20 protein-coding genes and 2 riboswitches are annotated in these 20,354 nt (G+C 44.6%); of the genes, 2 read left to right on the top strand and 18 right to left on the bottom strand.

Annotated features, from left to right (window positions below; genetic code table 11):
* Positions 1-12 precede the first annotated feature (12 nt).
* The 4 genes from cobA to ACXADE_RS09020 are packed head-to-tail and all read right to left on the bottom strand — an operon-like array spanning position 13 to position 3,297.
* Complete coding sequence (gene cobA / locus ACXADE_RS09035; RefSeq protein WP_474980148.1) at positions 13-789, bottom strand: uroporphyrinogen-III C-methyltransferase; 777 nt, start codon at positions 787-789, stop codon at positions 13-15.
* Positions 790-791: 2 nt separating this feature from the next.
* Entirely contained in the window at positions 792-1,394 is a 603-nt protein-coding gene (gene cysC / locus ACXADE_RS09030) for an adenylyl-sulfate kinase (protein ID WP_474980147.1), read from the bottom strand.
* A gap of 5 nt (positions 1,395-1,399) precedes the next feature.
* Positions 1,400-2,545, bottom strand: coding sequence for a sulfate adenylyltransferase (gene sat, locus ACXADE_RS09025; RefSeq protein WP_474980146.1), 1,146 nt, complete (start codon positions 2,543-2,545; stop codon positions 1,400-1,402).
* A 14-nt stretch (positions 2,546-2,559) separates the two neighbouring features.
* A complete protein-coding gene (locus ACXADE_RS09020) occupies positions 2,560-3,297 on the bottom strand; it encodes a phosphoadenylyl-sulfate reductase (RefSeq protein WP_474980145.1) in 738 nt (245 codons plus the stop codon).
* Between the two features lie 84 nt (positions 3,298-3,381).
* A riboswitch (SAM riboswitch) is annotated at positions 3,382-3,497 on the bottom strand.
* 172 nt (positions 3,498-3,669) lie between these two features.
* Positions 3,670-3,766: riboswitch (SAM riboswitch) on the top strand.
* A 123-nt stretch (positions 3,767-3,889) separates the two neighbouring features.
* Here ACXADE_RS09020 and ACXADE_RS09015 point away from each other — a divergent pair.
* A complete protein-coding gene (locus ACXADE_RS09015) occupies positions 3,890-4,774 on the top strand; it encodes a sulfite exporter TauE/SafE family protein (RefSeq protein ID WP_474980144.1) in 885 nt (294 codons plus the stop codon).
* Between the two features lie 41 nt (positions 4,775-4,815).
* On the opposite strand, the gene ACXADE_RS09010 is transcribed toward ACXADE_RS09015, so the two are convergent.
* Positions 4,816-6,483: a DAK2 domain-containing protein gene (locus ACXADE_RS09010; RefSeq protein WP_474980143.1), complete on the bottom strand. Its 1,668-nt coding sequence runs from the start codon at positions 6,481-6,483 to the stop codon at positions 4,816-4,818.
* A gap of 31 nt (positions 6,484-6,514) precedes the next feature.
* Positions 6,515-6,877, bottom strand: a complete 363-nt coding sequence (locus ACXADE_RS09005; RefSeq protein WP_474980142.1) for an Asp23/Gls24 family envelope stress response protein — start codon at positions 6,875-6,877, stop codon at positions 6,515-6,517.
* 242 nt (positions 6,878-7,119) lie between these two features.
* Between ACXADE_RS09005 and rpmB the strand changes: the two genes are divergently transcribed.
* Positions 7,120-7,308, top strand: coding sequence for a 50S ribosomal protein L28 (gene rpmB, locus ACXADE_RS09000; RefSeq protein WP_035505437.1), 189 nt, complete (start codon positions 7,120-7,122; stop codon positions 7,306-7,308).
* A 158-nt stretch (positions 7,309-7,466) separates the two neighbouring features.
* Here the strand turns inward: rpmB and spoVM are convergent, their stop codons facing one another.
* The 12 genes from spoVM to rpoZ form a co-directional block, all read right to left on the bottom strand.
* Complete coding sequence (gene spoVM, locus ACXADE_RS08995) at positions 7,467-7,547, bottom strand: stage V sporulation protein SpoVM (RefSeq protein ID WP_035505439.1); 81 nt, start codon at positions 7,545-7,547, stop codon at positions 7,467-7,469.
* A gap of 42 nt (positions 7,548-7,589) precedes the next feature.
* A complete protein-coding gene (locus ACXADE_RS08990; protein ID WP_474980141.1) occupies positions 7,590-8,246 on the bottom strand; it encodes a thiamine diphosphokinase in 657 nt (218 codons plus the stop codon).
* 141 nt (positions 8,247-8,387) lie between these two features.
* A protein-coding gene (locus ACXADE_RS08985) for an IS3 family transposase (RefSeq protein WP_474980140.1) occupies positions 8,388-9,547 on the bottom strand; the annotation gives its coding sequence in 2 pieces (ribosomal slippage) (positions 8,388-9,268 and positions 9,268-9,547; 1,161 coding nt in all).
* Positions 9,548-9,647: 100 nt separating this feature from the next.
* Entirely contained in the window at positions 9,648-10,301 is a 654-nt protein-coding gene (rpe, locus tag ACXADE_RS08980) for a ribulose-phosphate 3-epimerase (protein WP_474980139.1), read from the bottom strand.
* 2 nt (positions 10,302-10,303) lie between these two features.
* The gene (rsgA, locus tag ACXADE_RS08975; RefSeq protein WP_474980138.1) at positions 10,304-11,185 is read right to left on the bottom strand and encodes a ribosome small subunit-dependent GTPase A; all 882 of its coding nucleotides are present in this window, start codon (positions 11,183-11,185) and stop codon (positions 10,304-10,306) included.
* An 11-nt stretch (positions 11,186-11,196) separates the two neighbouring features.
* Entirely contained in the window at positions 11,197-13,224 is a 2,028-nt protein-coding gene (gene pknB / locus ACXADE_RS08970) for a Stk1 family PASTA domain-containing Ser/Thr kinase (protein WP_474980137.1), read from the bottom strand.
* Entirely contained in the window at positions 13,224-13,985 is a 762-nt protein-coding gene (locus ACXADE_RS08965; protein ID WP_474980136.1) for a Stp1/IreP family PP2C-type Ser/Thr phosphatase, read from the bottom strand. The genes pknB and ACXADE_RS08965 overlap by 1 nt, the downstream gene beginning before the upstream one ends.
* A gap of 118 nt (positions 13,986-14,103) precedes the next feature.
* Positions 14,104-15,450, bottom strand: a complete 1,347-nt coding sequence (gene rsmB, locus ACXADE_RS08960) for a 16S rRNA (cytosine(967)-C(5))-methyltransferase RsmB (RefSeq protein WP_474980135.1) — start codon at positions 15,448-15,450, stop codon at positions 14,104-14,106.
* A complete protein-coding gene (gene fmt, locus ACXADE_RS08955) occupies positions 15,443-16,390 on the bottom strand; it encodes a methionyl-tRNA formyltransferase (RefSeq protein ID WP_474980134.1) in 948 nt (315 codons plus the stop codon). Before fmt ends, rsmB begins: the two co-directional genes overlap by 8 nt.
* A 22-nt stretch (positions 16,391-16,412) precedes the next feature.
* A complete protein-coding gene (priA, locus tag ACXADE_RS08950; protein WP_474980133.1) occupies positions 16,413-18,821 on the bottom strand; it encodes a primosomal protein N' in 2,409 nt (802 codons plus the stop codon).
* On the bottom strand, positions 18,818-20,023 hold the full coding sequence (gene coaBC / locus ACXADE_RS08945; RefSeq protein ID WP_474980132.1) for a bifunctional phosphopantothenoylcysteine decarboxylase/phosphopantothenate--cysteine ligase CoaBC: 1,206 nt from the start codon (positions 20,021-20,023) through the stop codon (positions 18,818-18,820). Before coaBC ends, priA begins: the two co-directional genes overlap by 4 nt.
* A gap of 103 nt (positions 20,024-20,126) precedes the next feature.
* Positions 20,127-20,354, bottom strand: coding sequence for a DNA-directed RNA polymerase subunit omega (gene rpoZ, locus ACXADE_RS08940; protein ID WP_474980131.1), 228 nt, complete (start codon positions 20,352-20,354; stop codon positions 20,127-20,129).

Genomic DNA, 20,354 nt, shown 5'->3' with positions numbered 1-20,354 from the left:
TGGGCACCTCCCTCATCCAGCACTTGAAGCTAATGGCTTCCATTCATCACCTTGCATTTGTTCAAACCATTGGAGCTGTTCACTTAAGTGAACCACTTCACCAACTACGATCATCGCTGGATTCTCTACCATTTTTGACTTTTCTACTATGTTCTCTATTGTCCCCGTCACCGTCTTCTGATCGCTTGTCGTTCCCCATTGTACGAGAGCAATAGGGGTTGTGAGAGGTTTTCCATACTTATGAAGCCGCTCACAAATTTCAGGAAGTTTTCTAACTCCCATATAAATACATAGGGTGTCCATACTTCTTATGACTTTTTCCCAATAGGCTTCATCATCCTCCCCTTGCTTACTCACTCCGGATATAAATGCAACAGACGAACTGTATTCCCGATGAGTGACAGGGATCCCGGCATATGCAGGTGCAGCGATTCCGGAAGTGATCCCAGGCACAATCTCAAACGGGACCTTCCGCCTCGCAAGGGCTTCAGCTTCTTCTCCACCACGTCCAAATACGAAAGGATCACCGCCCTTCAACCGGACGACCACCTTCCCTTGAAGGGCATATTTACAAAGAAGCTGATTGATGGTCGTCTGGCTGAGCGCATGATGATCCGGACGCTTCCCACAATAGACAAGCTCGGCATTTTCCCCTGCTTCGTCCAGAAGTTCCTGATTAATCAAACGGTCATAAAGAATGACATCTGCTCTCCTAATCGCTTTCAACCCTTTCACTGTAATCAATTCCAGGTCACCCGGACCGGCACCAACGATATATACATAAGACATGTTCATTCTCCTTTATGGAACCATTTTTCAGATAACAAGAGTTTATACACTTGTTCTGCTGCTTCCTTTACGCTAGTCCTTTGCGTATTCAGGACAAGCGCAGGTTGTACCGGGCGCTCATAAGGAGCATCGACACCTGTGAAACCTTTGATTTCACCTTTCCGCGCTTTCTTGTACAGACCTTTCGGGTCACGGGCCTCACATTCTTCCAATGGGCAATCGACATGAATTTCAAGAAAATCCCCATCCGGTAATGTTTCCTTGATCCGGTCACGGTCCGCCTGGTAGGGGGAGATGAAAGCCGTCAGAACAATCGTTCCACTTTGAGCGAACAATTTGGCGACTTCTCCAATCCGCCTTATATTCTCTGTACGATCCGATTCAGAAAATCCAAGATCTGCGTTGAGCCCATGCCTGATGTTGTCACCATCCAGCACATATGATTGGAACCCTTCAGCAAACAGCTTTTCATTCAATTGATTGACGATGCTGGATTTACCGGAACCGGACAATCCTGTCAGCCAAACCACCCCGCTGTGGTGCCCATTTTTCCTGCGGTAATCTTCTAGTCCGATGCTCGTTTCATGCCATGTAATATTGGACATCTCTATCACCCTTTCCCTTGAAAACTTTTCTCTTTCATTCCGTCGATTAGAATGTCCACCACCTCAGGTCGGCTAAATGTTCTAGGGGGCTTTTCGCCTTTCCTAAGGAGCTCCCTGACCTTCGTTCCGGATAAAATCATATGATGTTCTTTTCCGTGTGGACAAGTTTTACTGGAAGCCATGGCTTCACACGCCCGGCAATAAAAACTGTGCTCGAAAAAGAGCGGGGTGATTCCAAGCTCTTCTTTTCCAAAATGGCTGAAAATCTTTTGGGCATCATAAGTCCCATAATAATCACCAACCCCCGCATGATCTCTACCAACGATGAAGTGAGAACAACCGAAGTTTTTCCGGGCAATGGCATGAAAGACCGCCTCACGCGGGCCCGCATACCGCATGGCAGCATTAAATACAGCTAGAGTCACCCGGTTTTCCGGATAATAATTTTCCAAAAGGACTTGATAACTCTTCATCCGAACATCACTCGGAATATCATCACTCTTCGTTTCTCCGACAAGCGGATTCAAAAACAAACCGTCTACCGTCTCCAAAGCCGCTTTTTGAATATATTCATGAGCCCGGTGGACCGGATTGCGTGTTTGAAAACCAACAACCTTCTGCCAGCCAAGTTGTTGAAACAGCTCTCTAGACTCGGCTGGATCTAAGTAAAACTGTCGTCCATGTTCATATGGGGGCTTTTGGTATACTTCAATCTCACCTGCCACGTACCAGGACGGTCGGTCCAATAATTTTTTGACCCCAGGATGAGCTTCCTCTGTTGTTAAGTATACGGCTTCAGCCTCCTGGATTTTATGAGGTTTATAAACTTCTGATATTGCAATGGTTCCGTATACAGTTTGGTTATACACGAGCTGCGCTGAATCCCCGAGCGTTGCAGCCTGCTCTTCCGGAACAGGGAGAGTAATTGGAATGCTCCAAGGAGTCCCATCATTCAGCCTCATCCGCTCGAGGACCGCTTCATAATCCTCTTTGTTCATAAATCCCTTCAAAGGACTGTAGGCACCATTCGCAATCAATCCTATGTCACTTAATGCCATGGCATCCAGTTCAATCTTATCCTGTGGAAGTTCATCTGGTTTTCTGCTCCACCTGTTTACAAGCTCTCCTCCATGCGGAGATATAATAGACATGCATAATTCCTCCTCTACGATTGATCTTTATGCTCAGGAGCTGTGGTATGTAAGCCACACTCCGTCTTGTTAAACCCTTGCCACCTTCCTGATCTTCCATCACCTGCTGCCTTGGAGGTACACGGAATACAGCCGACACTTGGATAATTCCGATCATGCAATTCATTGTAATCCAAGCTATTTACTCGGATATAATGCCATATGTCTTCCCATGTCCAATGAATTAAGGGACATACTTTAATGTTTTTAAAACGTTCATCTTTGTTGACGAAATTCGTACGGCTCCTGCTTGGGGACTGCTCTCGTCTTAACCCGGACAACCAAGCCTCTTTTCCATCTAATGCTTCTTCCAATGGTTTGATTTTTCTGATATAGCAGCATTGGTCAGGATTTCGATTCCACAAAGCAGGTCCGTACTGTTCGGACTGCTCTTCTACATCGAGTTCTGGAGTTTTGGCCCTAATCTTCATCTCTGGGTACCTCTCCCTCACCTTGCCAAGCAGTTCATATGTTTCTTGGAAATGAAGACCCGTATCCAGAAAGACGATTTCAGCATCCCCTTTAACTTTGGAAATTAAATCAAGGAGAACAACTCCTTCTGCACCCAGACTGCATGCATAGACAATATTTTCAAATTGGTCATAAGCCCATTGAATAACCTCCAAAGCTCCTTTCTGCTCATCACGAGGCTGTATGTCTGAAAAAAAAGGATCGCCTGAGAAATGTTCATACGTCACGTTATAATCTTTCATCTTTTCCTCCTTTCCAACCAAAACAAAAAATGCCTGTTCTTCTCGACAAGAAGAAAGGCATCCATAATGAAATAAGCACCACTCTTCTTATCTTTTCAAGTGTTCATACACCCGCTGGAGTTGGCACAGCGTCTGAACAAATGTCCAGACCCGTTGCCGAGGCTTCAAAGGGCCAGTCCCTCCACCTCTCTAGATAAGAGAAAATTATGAAGTTTTTTGAAAAACAAGTTGATACAAATCTTATGCTCCTTTTCATTCTATGTCAATGCCTTTTTAAAAAATTATTATTTTTCAGTTTATTTATTCAAGATCTATTGACAAACAAAAATACGTCCGTTACTTTTGTAAGTATTCTGAAAACGATAAACGATATCCTTATGAAGAGTCGGGGGAGGAATTTGGTCTCATGATCCCGCAGCAACCTGGTAAAGGTGCTCAATCCAACAGGCATGGGCCTGAAAGATAAGGAGAGGACAAAACCTCTTCTTTGGGAAGGGGTTTTCTTTTTTTGCCTAAAACCAAGTAATCAGATAAGCATAAGTACCTATAGTTAGTGAAACAAGTTTTGTGTAAAAATAAAGGAGTGACTCGCTTGCAAAAATTAACCGCGTTCTCATTGATTGGATTCTTTGCTCAATTGATGGATGGGGCATTGGGGATGGGCTTCGGCCTCAGCTCATCGACTATTCTACTTTCATACGGGCTGGCTCCTGCCGTCGCATCAGCATCGATCCATATGTCACAAATTGCCACAACGGCCGCCTCAGGGTTTTCGCATTATAAATTCGGTAATATCGACAGGTCCCTTGTGCTCACAATCGCTGTTCCAGGTGCAGTAAGTGCCTTTCTCGGTGCGGCGGCGTTAACGTATATTTCAGGTGAGCATGTGCGTCCGTACTTATCATTCTTGCTTCTCGCTTTAGGAATTTATATCGTCATCCGTTTTCTTTTCCTTAGTCATAAAGAACCAAAGAAACCCTCCCAAACACCCTTAAATAAACGCTTCCTCTTTCCGCTCGGTTTCGTCGGTGGTTTCCTCGATAGTGTAGGCGGAGGAGGATGGGGACCTGTCAATACTCCAGTTCTTCTGACTCGTTCAGGGATTGTCCCGAGAAAAGTCATAGGTACGGTAGATACGAGTGAATTTCTGGTAACGATATCAGCTACAGCTGGTTTTTTAATCTTCTTGGGTGGTAAACATTTCAGTTGGATGCTTGTCCTTGCCTTCATCGTTGGTGGAGTAATCGCAGCCCCTTTAGCTGCCTGGCTCGTAAAAAATCTTCCCTCCACGATACTCGGGGTAATGGCTGGAGGCTTCATCATCTTAACGAATTTGAGAACGTTGCTCACTCCAATCCAAATGAGCAACGTTACGATGTCCATCATCTACATATCCCTTGTCTGCGGCTACCTGTACCTTGTGATCTATTCCATTAGAAACCATCTTAAAGTTAAGATGATCCAGGAACAAGCATAAAAAAAAGCAGCCCTCTGCGGGGCTGCGTGCTTGTCCTGCTTTTATTCAATTGAAAAAATATAAGAGTAAATCGGCTGGCCGCCTTTGTGTACTTCCACTTCTAAATCCTCATAGGTTTCTTCAATAAAGGATTCAAGTTCAGCCACGTCTTTCTCATCAACTTCCTCACCAGTAAGGATCGTCAAAATCTCATCTTCATCTTCATCAATCATTTGATTCAACAATGTTTTAGCGGTTATAAGAGCATCAGCATCCGTTGCTGAAATCTTGCCATCCGCTATTCCCATGAAATGGTCTTTGGATATATTAAGCCCATCGATTTGTGTATCCCTGACAGCATACGTAATTTGACCTGTTTTCACCTCTGCCATAAGGCTGATCATTTCTTCTTTATTGCTCTCAAGGTCTGCCTCAGGATTGAAACCTAACAACGCGCTCATCCCTTGAGGGATCGTCTTGGAAGGAATGACGGCCACTTCAATGTCCGCCAATTCAGCAGCTTGTTCAGCAGCCATGACGATATTTTTGTTGTTCGGCAGAAGAATCACACGCTTCGCATGTGCTTCTTTGATCGCTTCCGAAAGATCCTGGGTACTTGGATTCATCGTTTGGCCGCCCTGGATCACAACAGTAGCTCCCAGACTTTCAAAAAGCTTCTTAATGCCGTCTCCCATGCTGACCGTCACGATTCCGTACTCTGCTTTTTCCTCTGTCTTAGGTTTGGCAGGCTTTTTGTCACCAACGATCGAGGTATGCTGTTCACGCATATTCTCAATCTTCATATTCACGAGACTCCCGTATCTTTGTCCGAGTGTCATCGCTTCACCAGGGTACTCTACGTGGACATGGACTTTGATCAACTCTTCATCAGAAACGACAAGCAGGGAGTCACCCATCTCACTCAGTTCATTGCGGAAAGTTTCCTCATCATAGGGATGTTCCGCAAGCTTGTCTTCCTCGAATTTGACCATGAATTCTGTGCAGTAACCAAATTCAATATCCTCCGTGTTCATAAAATCCTGATTCAGTTTATGGTGTTCAGCGTTTACCATATCATCCATAGAGACGGTCTCCTCTATGTCAGGAAGCTCCTCGCCTTTCAAGTTGGCAAGAAAACCCTCATAAATCGTGACCAACCCTTGGCCCCCACTATCTACGACTCCCACTTCTTTTAAAACCGGAAGCAGCTCAGGCGTCCGCTTTAACGATTTTTTCGCTGCTTGAACGACTTCCTCGATGAAAGGAATGAACTCTTCTTCTTTTTCAGCAATTCCTACAGATGCTTCAGCAGCTTCTCTCGCCACTGTAAGAATCGTTCCTTCCACAGGTTTCATAACCGCTTTATAAGCCGTCGTCACACCGCCCTGCAAAGCGTCCGAAAAGTCTTTAGTCGTAATGACTTCTTTATCTTCCACTGCTTTTGAAAAGCCACGGAAAATTTGAGAAAGAATTACTCCAGAGTTACCACGCGCCCCCATTAACAGACCCTTGGATAAGGACTGAGCGACTGCTCCGGCATGATTCTGGTCCACATTACGCACTTCTTCAGCTCCTGAAGTCATGGACAGATTCATATTCGTCCCCGTATCTCCATCCGGCACAGGGAAAACGTTCAAAGCATCAATCATTTGAGACTTCTGCTTCAAATGATGCGCCCCTTGCAAGATCATTTCGGCAAGCGTTTTGCCATCTAACTTTTGTAACGTCACACTTACTTCCTCCTTTGACTACAACTGCAATCTATTCAGTTGTCACGCGGACACCTTGAATGAAAATATTCACGTTATCCACGGACAAACCAACTGTTTTGTTTAGTGTATATTTTACTTGTGATTGAACATTGTGAGCGACTTCAGAAATCTTCGTCCCGTAGCTCACGATAATGTACATGTCGATATGGAGGCGATCTTCATCCTGTCTGACAACGACTCCTCTGGAAAAGTTCTCTTTTCGGAGCATTTCCGATAAGCCGTCGCGGATTTGATTTTTAGAGGCCATGCCGACGATTCCGTAGCACTCGACAGCAGCTCCCCCAGCAATCGTTGAAATGACTTCATTGCTAATAGTAATATGACCATATTGGTTATTTAAATCAACAGACATAATAGATCCTCCTTTTTAATCCTCATCAATCCTCCCCTATTATAACACAAAAGCGGGAAATGAATTTCTGTTCAATAGGAAGAAAATGACCTGGATATCCCTATTATACTGTGTAACAATTCATTCGTTCTGTCAAGAAAAAATTCTTGATATAATTGCCACGAGATTATTGCAAACATTTTTTCTATATGATAAAGTTACTAAGTATCTGATGATTTATGTATGTAACAGGAGGGATTTTCATGGCACGCAGAAGTGTTCTATCTGGTAAAGGTACACGTTCAGGTAACCACCGTTCACACGCGATGAACGCTAATAAACGTAAATTTAAAGCAAATGTACAAAAAGTTCGTATCCTTGTGGATGGCAAACCTCAAAAAGTTTACGTGACAGCACGTGAGCTTAAGTCCGGCAAAGTACAACGTGTATAATTGCTAAAGAGAGCTGAACAGCTCACAAAAAAAGCACCCTTGAGGGGTGCTTTTTTTTATTTGATTCGTCCTACGTGGTCCAATAAGTAAACGGGCGTTTTATGCTTCCCTCTCCGGAGCTCAGCCCATGTATACCCCGGAGCCATTCCGTTTCAGTCCTAATCTTTTTTAAAAGTACTTATGACTGCGCGCACTAAACCCCCGACGAACCGTGGGAGTTTGATCGTATAAAATTTCAAAAGAGCCCCCTCCTCCTATATGAACTAATGCGAACTCCCTTTTCACCCATTAGGCAAGTCTGTACTTCTTATTACTAAGAGTATGCCTGACTCAAATGAAAAAGTACCGGTATCTTCAATCAGTCGGTTCGATATGCACAAGGTGGAACCGAAAGGAAGATAGGCATGGTCCAATGGATAATAAAATCCATTCAGCGTCAATTCCTTCACTTCAAGCGTTACAGGCAGAAAAGAAATATAAGGATAGTGTTCATCTCTCTCCATCTTATGATGACCAGCAGTTACTAATTCCACCTGATTCTGTCGATCGATGATCGTACTTTTTACGTTTTTATGCATTAGTGGATACAAAAGCTGCATGTTCGCCTGAGAATGATCTATCCGTCCGCCTGTCACACCGAACAATAGGATATGCTCCGGATTCAAAAGCAGTGCTTCATTGATAGCTAACTCCAAGTCAGTCTCATCCTTCTCATCCGGATAAACCTTTACGTGTCTGGACATTTTTTTGATTTCAGAGAGAGACTGTTCAGACACAGAATCAAAATCTCCTACAGCCAGATCCGGACTCAAACCATGCTCGATGAGGATTTCCGCGCCTTGATCCGCTCCAATCCAAAGGCACTCTTTACCCGCATATGCCTTTAAATCCGGAATATACTCTTTCGGCCCGCCGCCGACCACAATCACTTTCCTCATTAATACCACACCCTTCCTTTTGTCACGCTTTACATGATGCAATGTACTTAGCTTTATGTTCTATCGTAAACTCAACCCATGCAAAAAAAGCTCAAAGGAATAGAATGGAGTGACACAGTTAAATAAGACTCAATAAAACACCTAGGCTGCCATTACTCTGAATTCAATTGGAGTTTGGCAGTTTAGTTTTTTAAATGGTCGACAATAATTGTAGTAATACATGTACGTTTCTACTTTTTCACGTACTGTATGGTTATCTAACTTCCCTCGATCTAGAGGGTTGAATTCTTCCGATTTTAATATGGAGTGGAAGGATTCGATGACGGCATTATCAAAGCAGTTTCCCCGCCGGGACATGCTTGTGATAATGCCTCTTTTTTTAGTCTCTTCCTGAAATTCATAAGACGTGTACTGTGACCCTTGATCACTATGAAGGATCACTTCATACACATCACGTCCTTCGCAAGCTTTCTTCAACGTATCCAATACTAATGATTTCTCTTGATTGTCACTAATGGAATAAGCGAGAATTTCATTATTGTACAAGTCCATAATCGTTGATAAATATAACATCTTCTCTCCATAAGGAAGGTAGGTAATATCTGTCACCCACTTTTCATTAGGTTTAGTAGCATCAAAATTTCGTTCTAAATAATTGGGTACAACAATCTTGCTTTCCCCGGCAATATAAGACTGTCTCTTCGGTTTCACACGACATTGAACATGATATTTCTGCATAATTCTTTGAACCGTGTTTCGATTCACCTTTATTTGATGTTCTTTACGTAAAAGATCTCGGACCATACGGTGACCTATTCGAAACTTTAAACCTTCACAAGTCTCAATGATCTTTTTCTCTAACACCGTTGGTCCCCATTCCTTTCCCCGCCAACGATAATAGGTGGCTTTAGCTACACCGAAACACTCGCAAATAGCTTTGATCTTGTACTTATGCTTAAAAGCTTCTACGACTTGGATGAATACTTCTGGAACCACTTCCTTTCGATTTCCTGATATTTTCCCAACAATTCCTCTCTCATTTCATAATAAGCAACTTTCTTCTTCAACAACGTAACTTCATTCTCATCTTTCGGACCTAACCCATTCGAATATTGTTTTCCTATAGGTTGAGCGAAACGGTGGTTCTCCCCGTTTCTAAACCATTTCATCCAAGTTTTAATTTGAGACTTATTCTTAATTCCAAACATATCCATCAACTCCTGGTTTGAATGGTTTCCCTCTAACTTTAATTGAACAACTTTCTTCTTAACTTCTTTTGGATAATGAATTTTTTTACCCATAAGAAAAACACCTCCAAGTGTAAGTAGTATTACAACTTTGAAGGTGTTTTATTAAGTCTCATTTTATTAGGTCACTCTAAGAAATCCTTTGAGCTTTTTCTCATGATGATGAATGTCTAATGGCTTCAATAGCTTTTTTCCGGTCTTCTTGACCGAAGACGGCACTTCCGGCTACGAGGACATCCGCTCCTGCTGCCGTACAGATTGGTCCCGTTTCCGTATTCACCCCTCCATCAATCTCAATTTCAAAGGACAATCCTTCTTCCTCCCGCCATTGGGAGATCTGCTCTATTTTAGGGACGACAGATTGAATAAATGACTGACCACCGAAACCTGGGTTTACCGTCATTAACAAAACAAGGTCGATATCCTGAAGAATGGGGCGAATTGTTGAAGCAGGCGTAGCGGGGTTGATTACAACACCAGCTTTCACACCATGGCTTTTGATCAACTGAATCGTCCGGTGGAGATGAGGACAAGCTTCCTGATGGACAGTAATAATATCGGCACCCGCTTTTGCAAAGGCTTCTATATACTGGTCCGGGTTTTCAATCATCAAATGAACGTCCAGCGTTAGTTCCGTCACGGGACGGATATGGTCGACGATCAAGGGACCGATTGTAAGGTTAGGGACAAAATGACCGTCCATAACATCGACATGAATATAGTCCGCTCCTCCACGTTCTACATCCTTGATCTCTTCTCCTAATTTAGAGAAATCGGAAGCTAGTATGGATGGTGCAATTTTAGTCATAACTAATACCTCGGCTTTCTATTCTGTATTTCTTGTAAGAACTGCAAGTAATGTTCATGACGCTTGCTGGATATTTCTCCAGCATCAACCGCTGATTTAACGGCACATTTAGGTTCTTTATTGTGTAGACAACCTCTGAATTTGCATCCATTTTGTACGTCTACGAACTCAGGAAAACATTCAGGCAGTTGATCAAGTTCCAATTCTCCGAACTCTAGTGAACTGAAGCCCGGAGTATCAGCAACCAGACCGTTTGCGATTTCGTAAAGTTCAACGTGTCGGGTTGTATGTTTGCCTCTGCCCAGACTCTCACTGATTTCATCGGTATCGATCGCGAGTCGTGGATCGATGGAATTCAACAGGGATGACTTACCAACCCCGGATTGGCCGGCGATTACTGTTGTACGGCCGGCAAGGTGGGATTGGATTTGATCCATGGATTCTGTATCATCGACAGCAGAAAGAATAACTGGATAGCCTATCTTCTCATATAATGTCTTGTAACTCTCCATCACCTTCATTTGTTCTTCGTCCAATTGATCAACCTTGGAAATGACGATGAAAGGCTCAATTCGCTTTTCTTCCACGAGGACGAGGAAACGATCCAGCAATAAAGCATTAAAATCCGGATGAACGGCAGAGGTTACGATTAATGCCTGATCAACATTGGCAATCGGCGGTCTGACCAATTCATTTTTCCTGTTATCAATGGATAAAATGTAGCCTTCATCTTTATTTTCAGCTTTGAATTCTACAATATCACCCACCAGAGGGGTCACTTTCTTCTTCCGGAAGTTTCCCCGTCCCCGGCACTGATAAACCTCTCCATCACAAAGAACGTAATAAAAGCCGCTCAATGATTTAATTATTTTTCCTACTGCCATTTTTTCACCTCTTAATACGATACTTCACCTTCATCAATAATTTCACCGGCCCTTTGCACCCTATACGTAGCTGTCTCTCCAGGCTCAATGGTGAGAGTAAGATCATAAGTCTTCGTCTCCGTAATCGTTTCACTGATGACCGGGGTATTTCCATCCCGGTTGGCATCACTCACAAAAATTAATACCTCTTGCCCTTCGGGTGCCTGTTCCTCGCCTTCGCCACTTTCTTCCGATGGCTCATACGGCACCTCAACCTGAATTGATTCATCCCTTGGAGGCTTTGGCTCTGGTCCTTCGGAAATGATTAAATTCACCGTGGATCCCTGTTCGACTTCTGTTGAAGAATCAGGGTCCTGACTGATCACATAGCCTTCTCTTACATCCTCCGAATGTTGACGGGCCACTTCAACGTTCAAATTGTTTCTCTCGAGGTAGGTCACGGCAAATTCTTCACTCGCATCGACGAGACTAGCCAAATCGACAGTAGGGACGCCGGAACTGACACGAAAGGTGACGGTCGTTTCATCGGGAATCACACTTGTACCCGGACTTGGGCTGACATGAGCGATGATCTCCCCTTCAGGGTGCTCTTCACTTGTCTGGGTGATCGAATCAACCTCACTATACCCTTTACTTTCCAATTCCTTCTGAACACGTTCAAAATCCTGACCTGTATAATCCGGAAAATCCATCCGTTCTTTACCATTGCTTATATAGACGGTTACTTCTGATTCTTCTTTAACCGTCATACCAGCTTCAGGATCCGTTTCAATGACATCACCTTCTTCCACGTCCTCAGAGAAACGTGTTTCTCTTTTTACTGCAAGGTTCAAATCACTGAGTTCACTATAGGCTGTTTCATACTCTTCACCAGCAAGATCAGGGATTTCCACATCTGCCGGCTGGATAATGCCAGGAATCGTAAACAGGGCAACAGCCGCTCCAATTAATAATAGAAGAAGGATGGTGAGAATCCACGGCCATTTCTTTCGTTTTTTCTTCGTTTTTTTCTTCTCCGCCTTTACCCCTTCTTCCGGGGTGGTCACTTCTTTTGTTGAAGAAGCAGGGATTGTGTTTACAGGTTTATGGTCACTCGTATTAATGATCGTATCTTCATTCGGAGAATCGCCATACGCATCATTGGTGATGACAGGAATCGCTTTTGTTTTTTCATCATCACCATCATCAGGCAAAGTGAAAGCCGGTTCATCCGCACGATAAGGTTCCAGCGAAGTTTCAATATCCTGCTCCATTTCCAATACGGATTCGTATCGATGAAACGGATCTTTTGCTGTTGACTTCAATACGATATTTTCTACACTTTGAGGGAGGTCAGCGTTCCATCTCTTCAAAGAGGGTGTGTCATGCTGGAGATGTTTCAAAGCTATCGAAACCGGAGATTCCCCAGAAAAAGGGAGTCTGCCTGTAAGTAACTCGAAAAAAACGATCCCCAGAGAATAAACATCAGATTTCTTAGTAGCCATCCCGCCGCGGGCTTGCTCGGGAGATAAGTAATGAACAGAACCAAGGACAGAATTCGTCTGGGTTAAGGCGGTCGCACTAAGCGCCATAGCAATCCCGAAATCAGTCACTTTCACGTGACCATAATGATCGATCAAAATATTTTGCGGTTTAATATCTCTATGGACGATTCCATTATCATGGGCATGGGCTATGGCCGAGGCGACCTGCTTCATGATATCCACGGCTTCAGATACATCGATGGGACTGTGCTGTTGAATATACTGCTTCAAGGTCATGCCATCAACGTATTCCATGACCATAAAATAAATCTCTTCCTCTTCTCCAACATCGTAAATATTTACGATATTGGGGTGGGACAGGCTGGTTGCCGATTGAGCTTCCCTATGGAATCTGGCAATGAATTCTTCATCATTTCCATGTTCCAGCCGCAGAACCTTAATGGCGACGTCTCTGTCCAGAATCGTGTCATGAGCCAGATAAACATTCGCCATACCGCCACCGCCGATCATCTCTTGTACACGATAACGGTCATTAAGGAGACGGTTATTCAACATTATTCCGCACCTTCTTTCTCATTAGAAGAAGGACGATGATGCACAATGGCCAGGGTGATATTATCTTCCCCTCCGCGTTCATTGGCAAGAGCAATCATCTGTTTAGCAAAAGAAGACCACTCTCCATCAAACGATTCCAGCTCGCTCAATTCTTCATCATTGATTTTATTGGTTAAACCATCTGTACAAAGAAGAAGGCGGTCATTTTCTTCAAACTCCATCGTCTTAACATCAGCCGTCAAATCAAATTCTGTACCGAGAGCTTTCAACAATACATTTTTCCGTGGATGATGTTCGGCCTGTTCTTCCGTAATCTGTCCAGAGCGTACGAGTTCGTTGACGAGAGAATGATCTTCCGTGACAACTTTGAACCCGTAAGAGTTTGCGAAATAGCAGCGACTGTCTCCAATATGACCGATGCTTGCAAATTCCTCTGTACAGAGTGCAACAACGACTGTCGTCCCCATCCCTGCACATTCTTCATGTTCATTGGAATAGGTTTTGATTTCATCATTCGCTGACCGAACGGCTTCTTTGATCCATTTTTCTGCTTCATCAGGCGTCTCGATAAACTTGGATTCGGTCCACTTTTTATGTAAATGGGAAGTGGTCATCTGACTGGCTACATCTCCTGCCTGATGACCTCCCATTCCGTCGGCGACGATGGCGAGTAACTGGCCTGATTCGTTTCTGAAAACCCCTCCGGAATCTTCATTATGGATCCTGACTTTCCCCTGATCTGTCTCAAAATAACCTATCATGGTCTCACCTGCCTCATCGTTATCCCATAGTCCATACTTGGGTTTGTATGTCAAAGAATGCCTGCAGGAATCAAGAGTCTTTTGATCCCTGCCTCACTCTTTATTTAGCCGACACTCTTTATTTTTTCTTCAAACGCGTTAAGAAAAATCCATCTGTATCCCATTCCTGCGGGAAAATCTGGAGGCCTGTTTCTGAGTTACCCCTGGAGTTTTGAAGATGCTCCGGCAGTTCTTCAAAAAACTCAGCGTCCACTTCAAAGTCCGGATTTTCTACTAAAAACTGTTGGACGGCTTCCTCATTCTCATGGCGGTCGACCGTACACGTACTATAAACAAGCTTTCCACCTGGTTTTAATAATGGAGCAACCTCTTTCAAAAGGTCATCCTGGATTTTTCGCAGGGAATAAATATCAGCTTCGTTTTTATGATATTTAATATCCGGTTTGCCTCTCAATACTCCTAGACCTGAACATGGAGCATCCAAGAGAATACGGTCAAAAGTTCCCGGGGTATGCTTTTCTCCTAAATCCCGTGAATCTGCCTGAAACGCTGATATTGATGTAAGCTTCAACTGCTCAGCCTTCCTGCTTACAAGCTTGGCTTTTTTCTCATGCAGATCGTATGCAATGATGTCACCCTGGTCTTCCATCTTCTCGGCAATATGCGTCGTTTTTCCTCCCGGGGCACTGCAGGCGTCTAAGACAGTAAACCCTTTTTCAAGATCCATCATTTCCGCTACGAGCATGGAACTCTGGTCCTGGACCGTTACGTACCCCTCTGTAAATAGTCGGTGGGAAAGGATGGCGCCTTCAAGCACGATAAAACCCTGTGGAGAGAAGATACTTTCCTCCACTTTGAAACCATCCTGCCGAAGCTCTTCCATGGCTTCCATTCGTGATATCCTGATCGGCTGGACACGCAAAGACATTGGAAGATGCTGGTTATTTGCTGTACACATCGCTCTGGTTGTTTCAACCCCATACTGGTCGACCCAGCGATTGACCAGCCACCGTGGATGGCTTGTTTCGATGGCAAGTTTATCTACAGGGACTTCAATCTTGTCCAGACTCTGTACTCCTTTGCGCTGGACATTTCGCAGCACACCGTTCATGAAGGATGAAATTCCTTTGTGCCCGCGTTTCTTCGATATTTCCACTGCTTCATGAATGATCGCATGATCCGGTACCCGCTCAAGAAAAATCATTTGATACACAGACATATACAACAGCCACCGTACCCATGGCTTTATTTTCTTTTGCTTTGCAATGTAAGGCTCTATCGAATAGTGAATATAGTCTCGGCGTTGAAGAGTTCCATAAACGATTTCCGTAAGAAGTGCCCCATCCTGACGGGAAAGGGTTTGTTTTGATATTTCCCTGTCTAATAAGACATGGCTGAACCCGCCCTGTTCCCCGATCCGGGTGAGAAGATCAAGGGCGGTCTCCCTTAAAACATATTTACTCATGGTTTTCACCTAGACGATCGCCGACTTTGAGAGATTGACCAGCGCCATTAATGAACGCCTGCCCGTCCATTTTCTTCTTACCAGATGGTTGAAGGGAAACGACCTTAACCGCTTTTTGATCACCTGTCGTGACAAGAAACCCGTCTTCATCCAGTTGGACGACGGTTCCAGCTGTTTCTTCAAATGTCGCATCCACTTTCTCAATCCACCAGATTTTCATCGGCTTCCCTTTCCAGTAAGTATAAGCCACAGGCCATGGATGTAGACCGCGCACGTGATTGTAAACGGTCTGCTGATCCCTGGTCCATTCGATCAGCTCTTGTTCCCGTTTGATGTTTGAAGCGAACGTGACTTTAGATTCATCCTGCTCTTCAGGATTGATTTCTCCCTTCAATAATTTAGGAAGAGTGTCTGCGAGCAGATCCGCTCCGGCCACGGATAGTTTATCGTGGAGGGTCCCCACATGATCGCTGTCTTCGATCGGGACGGTAACTTTTGAAAGCATATCTCCCGCGTCTAGTCGTTTGACCATGTACATGATGGTTACTCCTGTTTCTTTCTTTCCATCAAGGATGCTATAGTGAATCGGTGCCCCGCCTCGGTACTCGGGCAGTAAGGAGGCATGGACATTAATACATCCATGTTCCGGGACCTTCAGGAGAGATTCTGGTAAAATCTGCCCAAAAGCAGCTGTGATAATCAAATCAGGTTCGTAAGCAAGGACTTCCTCATATTGTTCTTTGATTTTTTCTGGTTGGAATACTGGAATCCCGTGTTTTTCCGCCGCTACTTTAACAGGGGGAGCCGTCATCGTTTTCTTTCTCCCTTTCGGACGGTCCGGTTGTGTGATCACGAGGACCACCTCATACCCCTCTTCAATGATGCGGTCAAGGACAGGTACGGCGAAATCCGGTGTCCCCATAAATGCGATTCGTGTCATGACTTTGTTGCTCCCTTCTTGCTTACATCAACTGATACGGTTGGAAATCCACCGTAATCTGCAAACCATTTTCTTGTTTCATTTCATCTTCATAATAATGCAATATCCGCTCAACGAACTTTCGCTGCTCAGGTTCCTTCTTGTATTTTATCATGCATTGATACCGATATCTATTATTGATCCTGGTGAGCGCAGAAGGAGTAGGACCAAGAACATAGGATTGCTCCGAGAGCTTCTGCTCCATGAACATCGTAATTTTCTGAGTCACTTCCTGAACTTTCAGCTGGTTCGGATGGGAAATGGTAAATAAGGTCAAAAAGAAATAAGGAGGATAGCGGAACGCTTTCCTCAACTTCATTTCCTCCTGGAAAAACTGCTCGTAATCGTACTGGCTGGCAAGCTCGATGCTATAATGCTCCGGTGTATACGTTTGAACGACAACTTCTCCTTCTTTTTCGTGCCGTCCGGCTCGGCCACTTACTTGGGTGAGCAATTGGAACGTTTTTTCAGAAGCACGGAAATCCGGAAGATTCAATAAGGCGTCTGCCGCCAGCACCCCAACGAGCGTTACATTACCAAAATCCAATCCTTTGGCAATCATCTGTGTCCCTAATAAGATATCCGCCTGCCCGTCCCCGAATTTTTTTAGCAACCGTTCATGGGCGCCTTTTCTTCTTGTCGTATCGACGTCCATACGAATGACCCTTGCTTCAGGGATCAAGTCCTGAAGTGCTTCTTCTACTTTTTGAGTGCCTGTCCCGAAATACCGGATCGTCTTGCTTTCACACTCTGGACACTCCGCTGGCATAGGCTCTTCGTGAGAACAGTAATGACACTTCAAACGATTCTGCTTTTTATGATACGTAAGGGCAATGTCACAATGCGGACACTCGCTGACATGACCGCAGTCCCTGCACATGACAAAGGTCGAATATCCTCTCCTGTTCAGGAATAGAACAACCTGCTCTCCCCGGGATATGCGCTCTTCTATTTTTTCTTTCAACGCAATCGAGAACATCGAACGGTTTCCACTGTGAAGTTCATCCCGCATATCAATCAAGTCAACAGCCGGCATCACCGATTCATTCATTCGTTTTTTCATGGTCAACAAATGATAATTGCCCTTGACTGCCCGTGCATAACTCTCAAGAGCCGGGGTCGCACTGCCTAAAACGACCGGGCATTGATGGGTCTTCCCACGTTCAATGGCCACATCCCTTGCATGGTAACGTGTCCGGTCTTCTTGTTTATAGCTCGTCTCATGTTCTTCATCAATGATGATTAAACCGATATTGGTAAACGGGGCAAAAATCGCCGACCTTGCCCCTACAACAACTTGGACTTCCCGGCGTTGGATTTTTCTCCACTCATCATATTTTTCCCCAGCGGATAAAGCACTGTGCAGGACAGCCACTTTTGAACCGAACCTTCCTTTGAACCTCTCGACCATTTGAGGTGTCAGCGCGATTTCCGGCACGAGCATAATAGCTTCTTCACCTTTTCCAATCACTTCCTGGATGGATTGCAGATAGACTTCCGTCTTCCCGCTTCCAGTCACGCCATGAAGAAGGAACACCTCATGGGCTTTACCTTCAATCGTTTTTAAAATCGGCCGGATGGCTGTATCCTGTTCTTCCGTCAACGGAAATGGTTGTGTCCGTTCGAAGTCCCTGTCGCCGTATGGATCCCGGAACACCTCCTGTTTGAATTCACGGAGTAATCCCTGATCAAGAAGCGGCTTCAAAGAAGCGGCTGTCGTCGATAATGCTGCCAAAAGTCTCTTTTTCTCCACCGGTTCCGGCTGCTCCAAAAAAAATTCGATGATGGTCTTCTGTTTTTTTGCTTGAGGAGAAAGGTCTTCGAGCTTTTCTTCGAGCTCGATCGGAGTTAAAGATGGTGCGATCATCGCTCTCGTTTTCTTCGTTTCCCGACTCTTCACTTCATAATGGACATCCACTTCTCCATCATCCATGTGCTTTCTCAATGTATGATAGCCAATCCCTGACTGTTCGAATTCTTCAAAGTCTACGACCGCTCGCCCATCGAACAATCGATCAAGCTCAGGATTCACGGGTTCGTCCGTCAGCTTCCACAGTTCTTTCCGGTATTTTGCCTTCATCACTTGCGGCAACATGACTTGGAGACAGGATATATAATAGCTCAAGGTATTTTTCGATAACCATTTCCCTAACTGCAGCAGTTCTTCAGTCAATGTCGGTATCACATCCAGAACATCTGTGATTTTTTTGACGGAACTAAACGAACTAGTTTCTGATAGAGCAACGACATACCCTAGGATTTTGCGTGGGCCGAACGGAACAATGACACGGACCCCGGGCTGAACGATTCCTTCGAATTTTTCAGGTATTTCATAATCGAAAGGACGATTCGTATTTTGGGAGGGTACATCGACAATAACGTTTGCTATCAAGAGAATTCACTCTCCATCTCACTACTGGCCTCCATGAGAATGTTTTCAGCAAGCTCGTCTTTGCCCATCAGAGGATACGTCACTTCTTTCCCTTTTCTAGTTATAAAGAGAGAAGCGTTCGTATCCGTTCCGAATCCTGATCCTTCTTCGGATACATTGTTGATGACGATGGCATCAAGATTCTTTTTGTTCAGCTTCTGCCTGCCATACCGTTCCACATCGGTCGTTTCTGCAGCAAAACCAACTAAGTATTGATGTTCTTTCCGTTCTCCAAGCTCCATAAGGATATCTTCCGTCCGCTCCATCTCCACGACATAGTCCCCTGGCTTCTTCTTCATTTTTTGATGGTACGTAATCTTCGGACGATAATCAGCGACTGCCGCAGACTTGATAACCAGGTCCTGTTCAGAATATAGTTTCAGAACCTCGTCATACATCTCCTGGGCCGTCGTAATGGATATGACAGTCACTCCAGATGGAGGATCGAGAGCTACCCGGCCTGAGATGAGTGTGACCTTAGCTCCCAATTGTTTAGCTTTTTCAGCTAAAGCATATCCCATTTTCCCGGTCGAAGGATTTGTGAAATATCGGACAGGATCGATCTGCTCACGTGTCGGGCCTGCCGTTATGAGAACATTTTTCCCCTTAAGCGGTTGTGGACGCTGATTATCATTTCGAAGGACTTCAACTATGGATTCAGGTTCCTCCAGACGGCCTTTTCCTACATACCCACAGGCAAGGTAGCCTTCTCCAGGTTCAATAAAACGGAACCCCCAGGCGTCAAGCTGCTTTAAATTTTTCATAACAGCAGGATGGCTGTACATATGGACATTCATGGCCGGTGCAATGTACACAGGCGCTTCGGTCGCAAGTAAAGTCGTCGAAAGCATATCATCAGCCAGCCCATTTGCCAGTTTTCCAATTACATTAGCAGTTGCTGGGGCAATTAAGAAGAGATCCGCCCAGTCAGCAACATCGATGTGCTGAATTTGGGTGGCATCTTGTTCATCAAAGGTATCGGTATAAACAGGCTGTCTGGACAAAGCCTGAAAGGTCGTTGGTGCTACGAATTGTTGAGCACTCTCTGTCATGATGACTTTCACAACAGCTCCTGCCTGCACAAGCTTACTGGTCAAGGCCGCTGCTTTATAGGCGGCGATTCCACCTGATACTCCTAAGACAATCTTTTTTCCATTCAACATCTGAGAGACCCCTTTACTGAAAAATGTTGTCCCTAAAACACGTAGGAAAAGCCGCGCTGATTCAATGAAGAAGCGCGGCTTTTCCTACGTCGTTTTGGTACTTTTATGTGGTTTCTGTTCGTTCCTGGATTTCATCTGCTTCAATGAAATTCAATTTCCCATCACGGATTTCCTCAAGCGCCACGCCGACTTGTTGATGGGATGTCGGGTGATCGATCATCGGTGCACTCCCCTGTTTTAATTCACGCGCTCTTCGCGCAGATAGCGTAACAAGAGTGTACTTGGATTTGATTTGTTTCTGTAGGGAATCAATGGACGGTTCTAACATCAT

The sequence above is a fragment of the Halobacillus sp. ABR2_026 genome (assembly GCF_056158545.1).
This window is presented reverse-complemented; position numbering and strand designations above follow the sequence as displayed.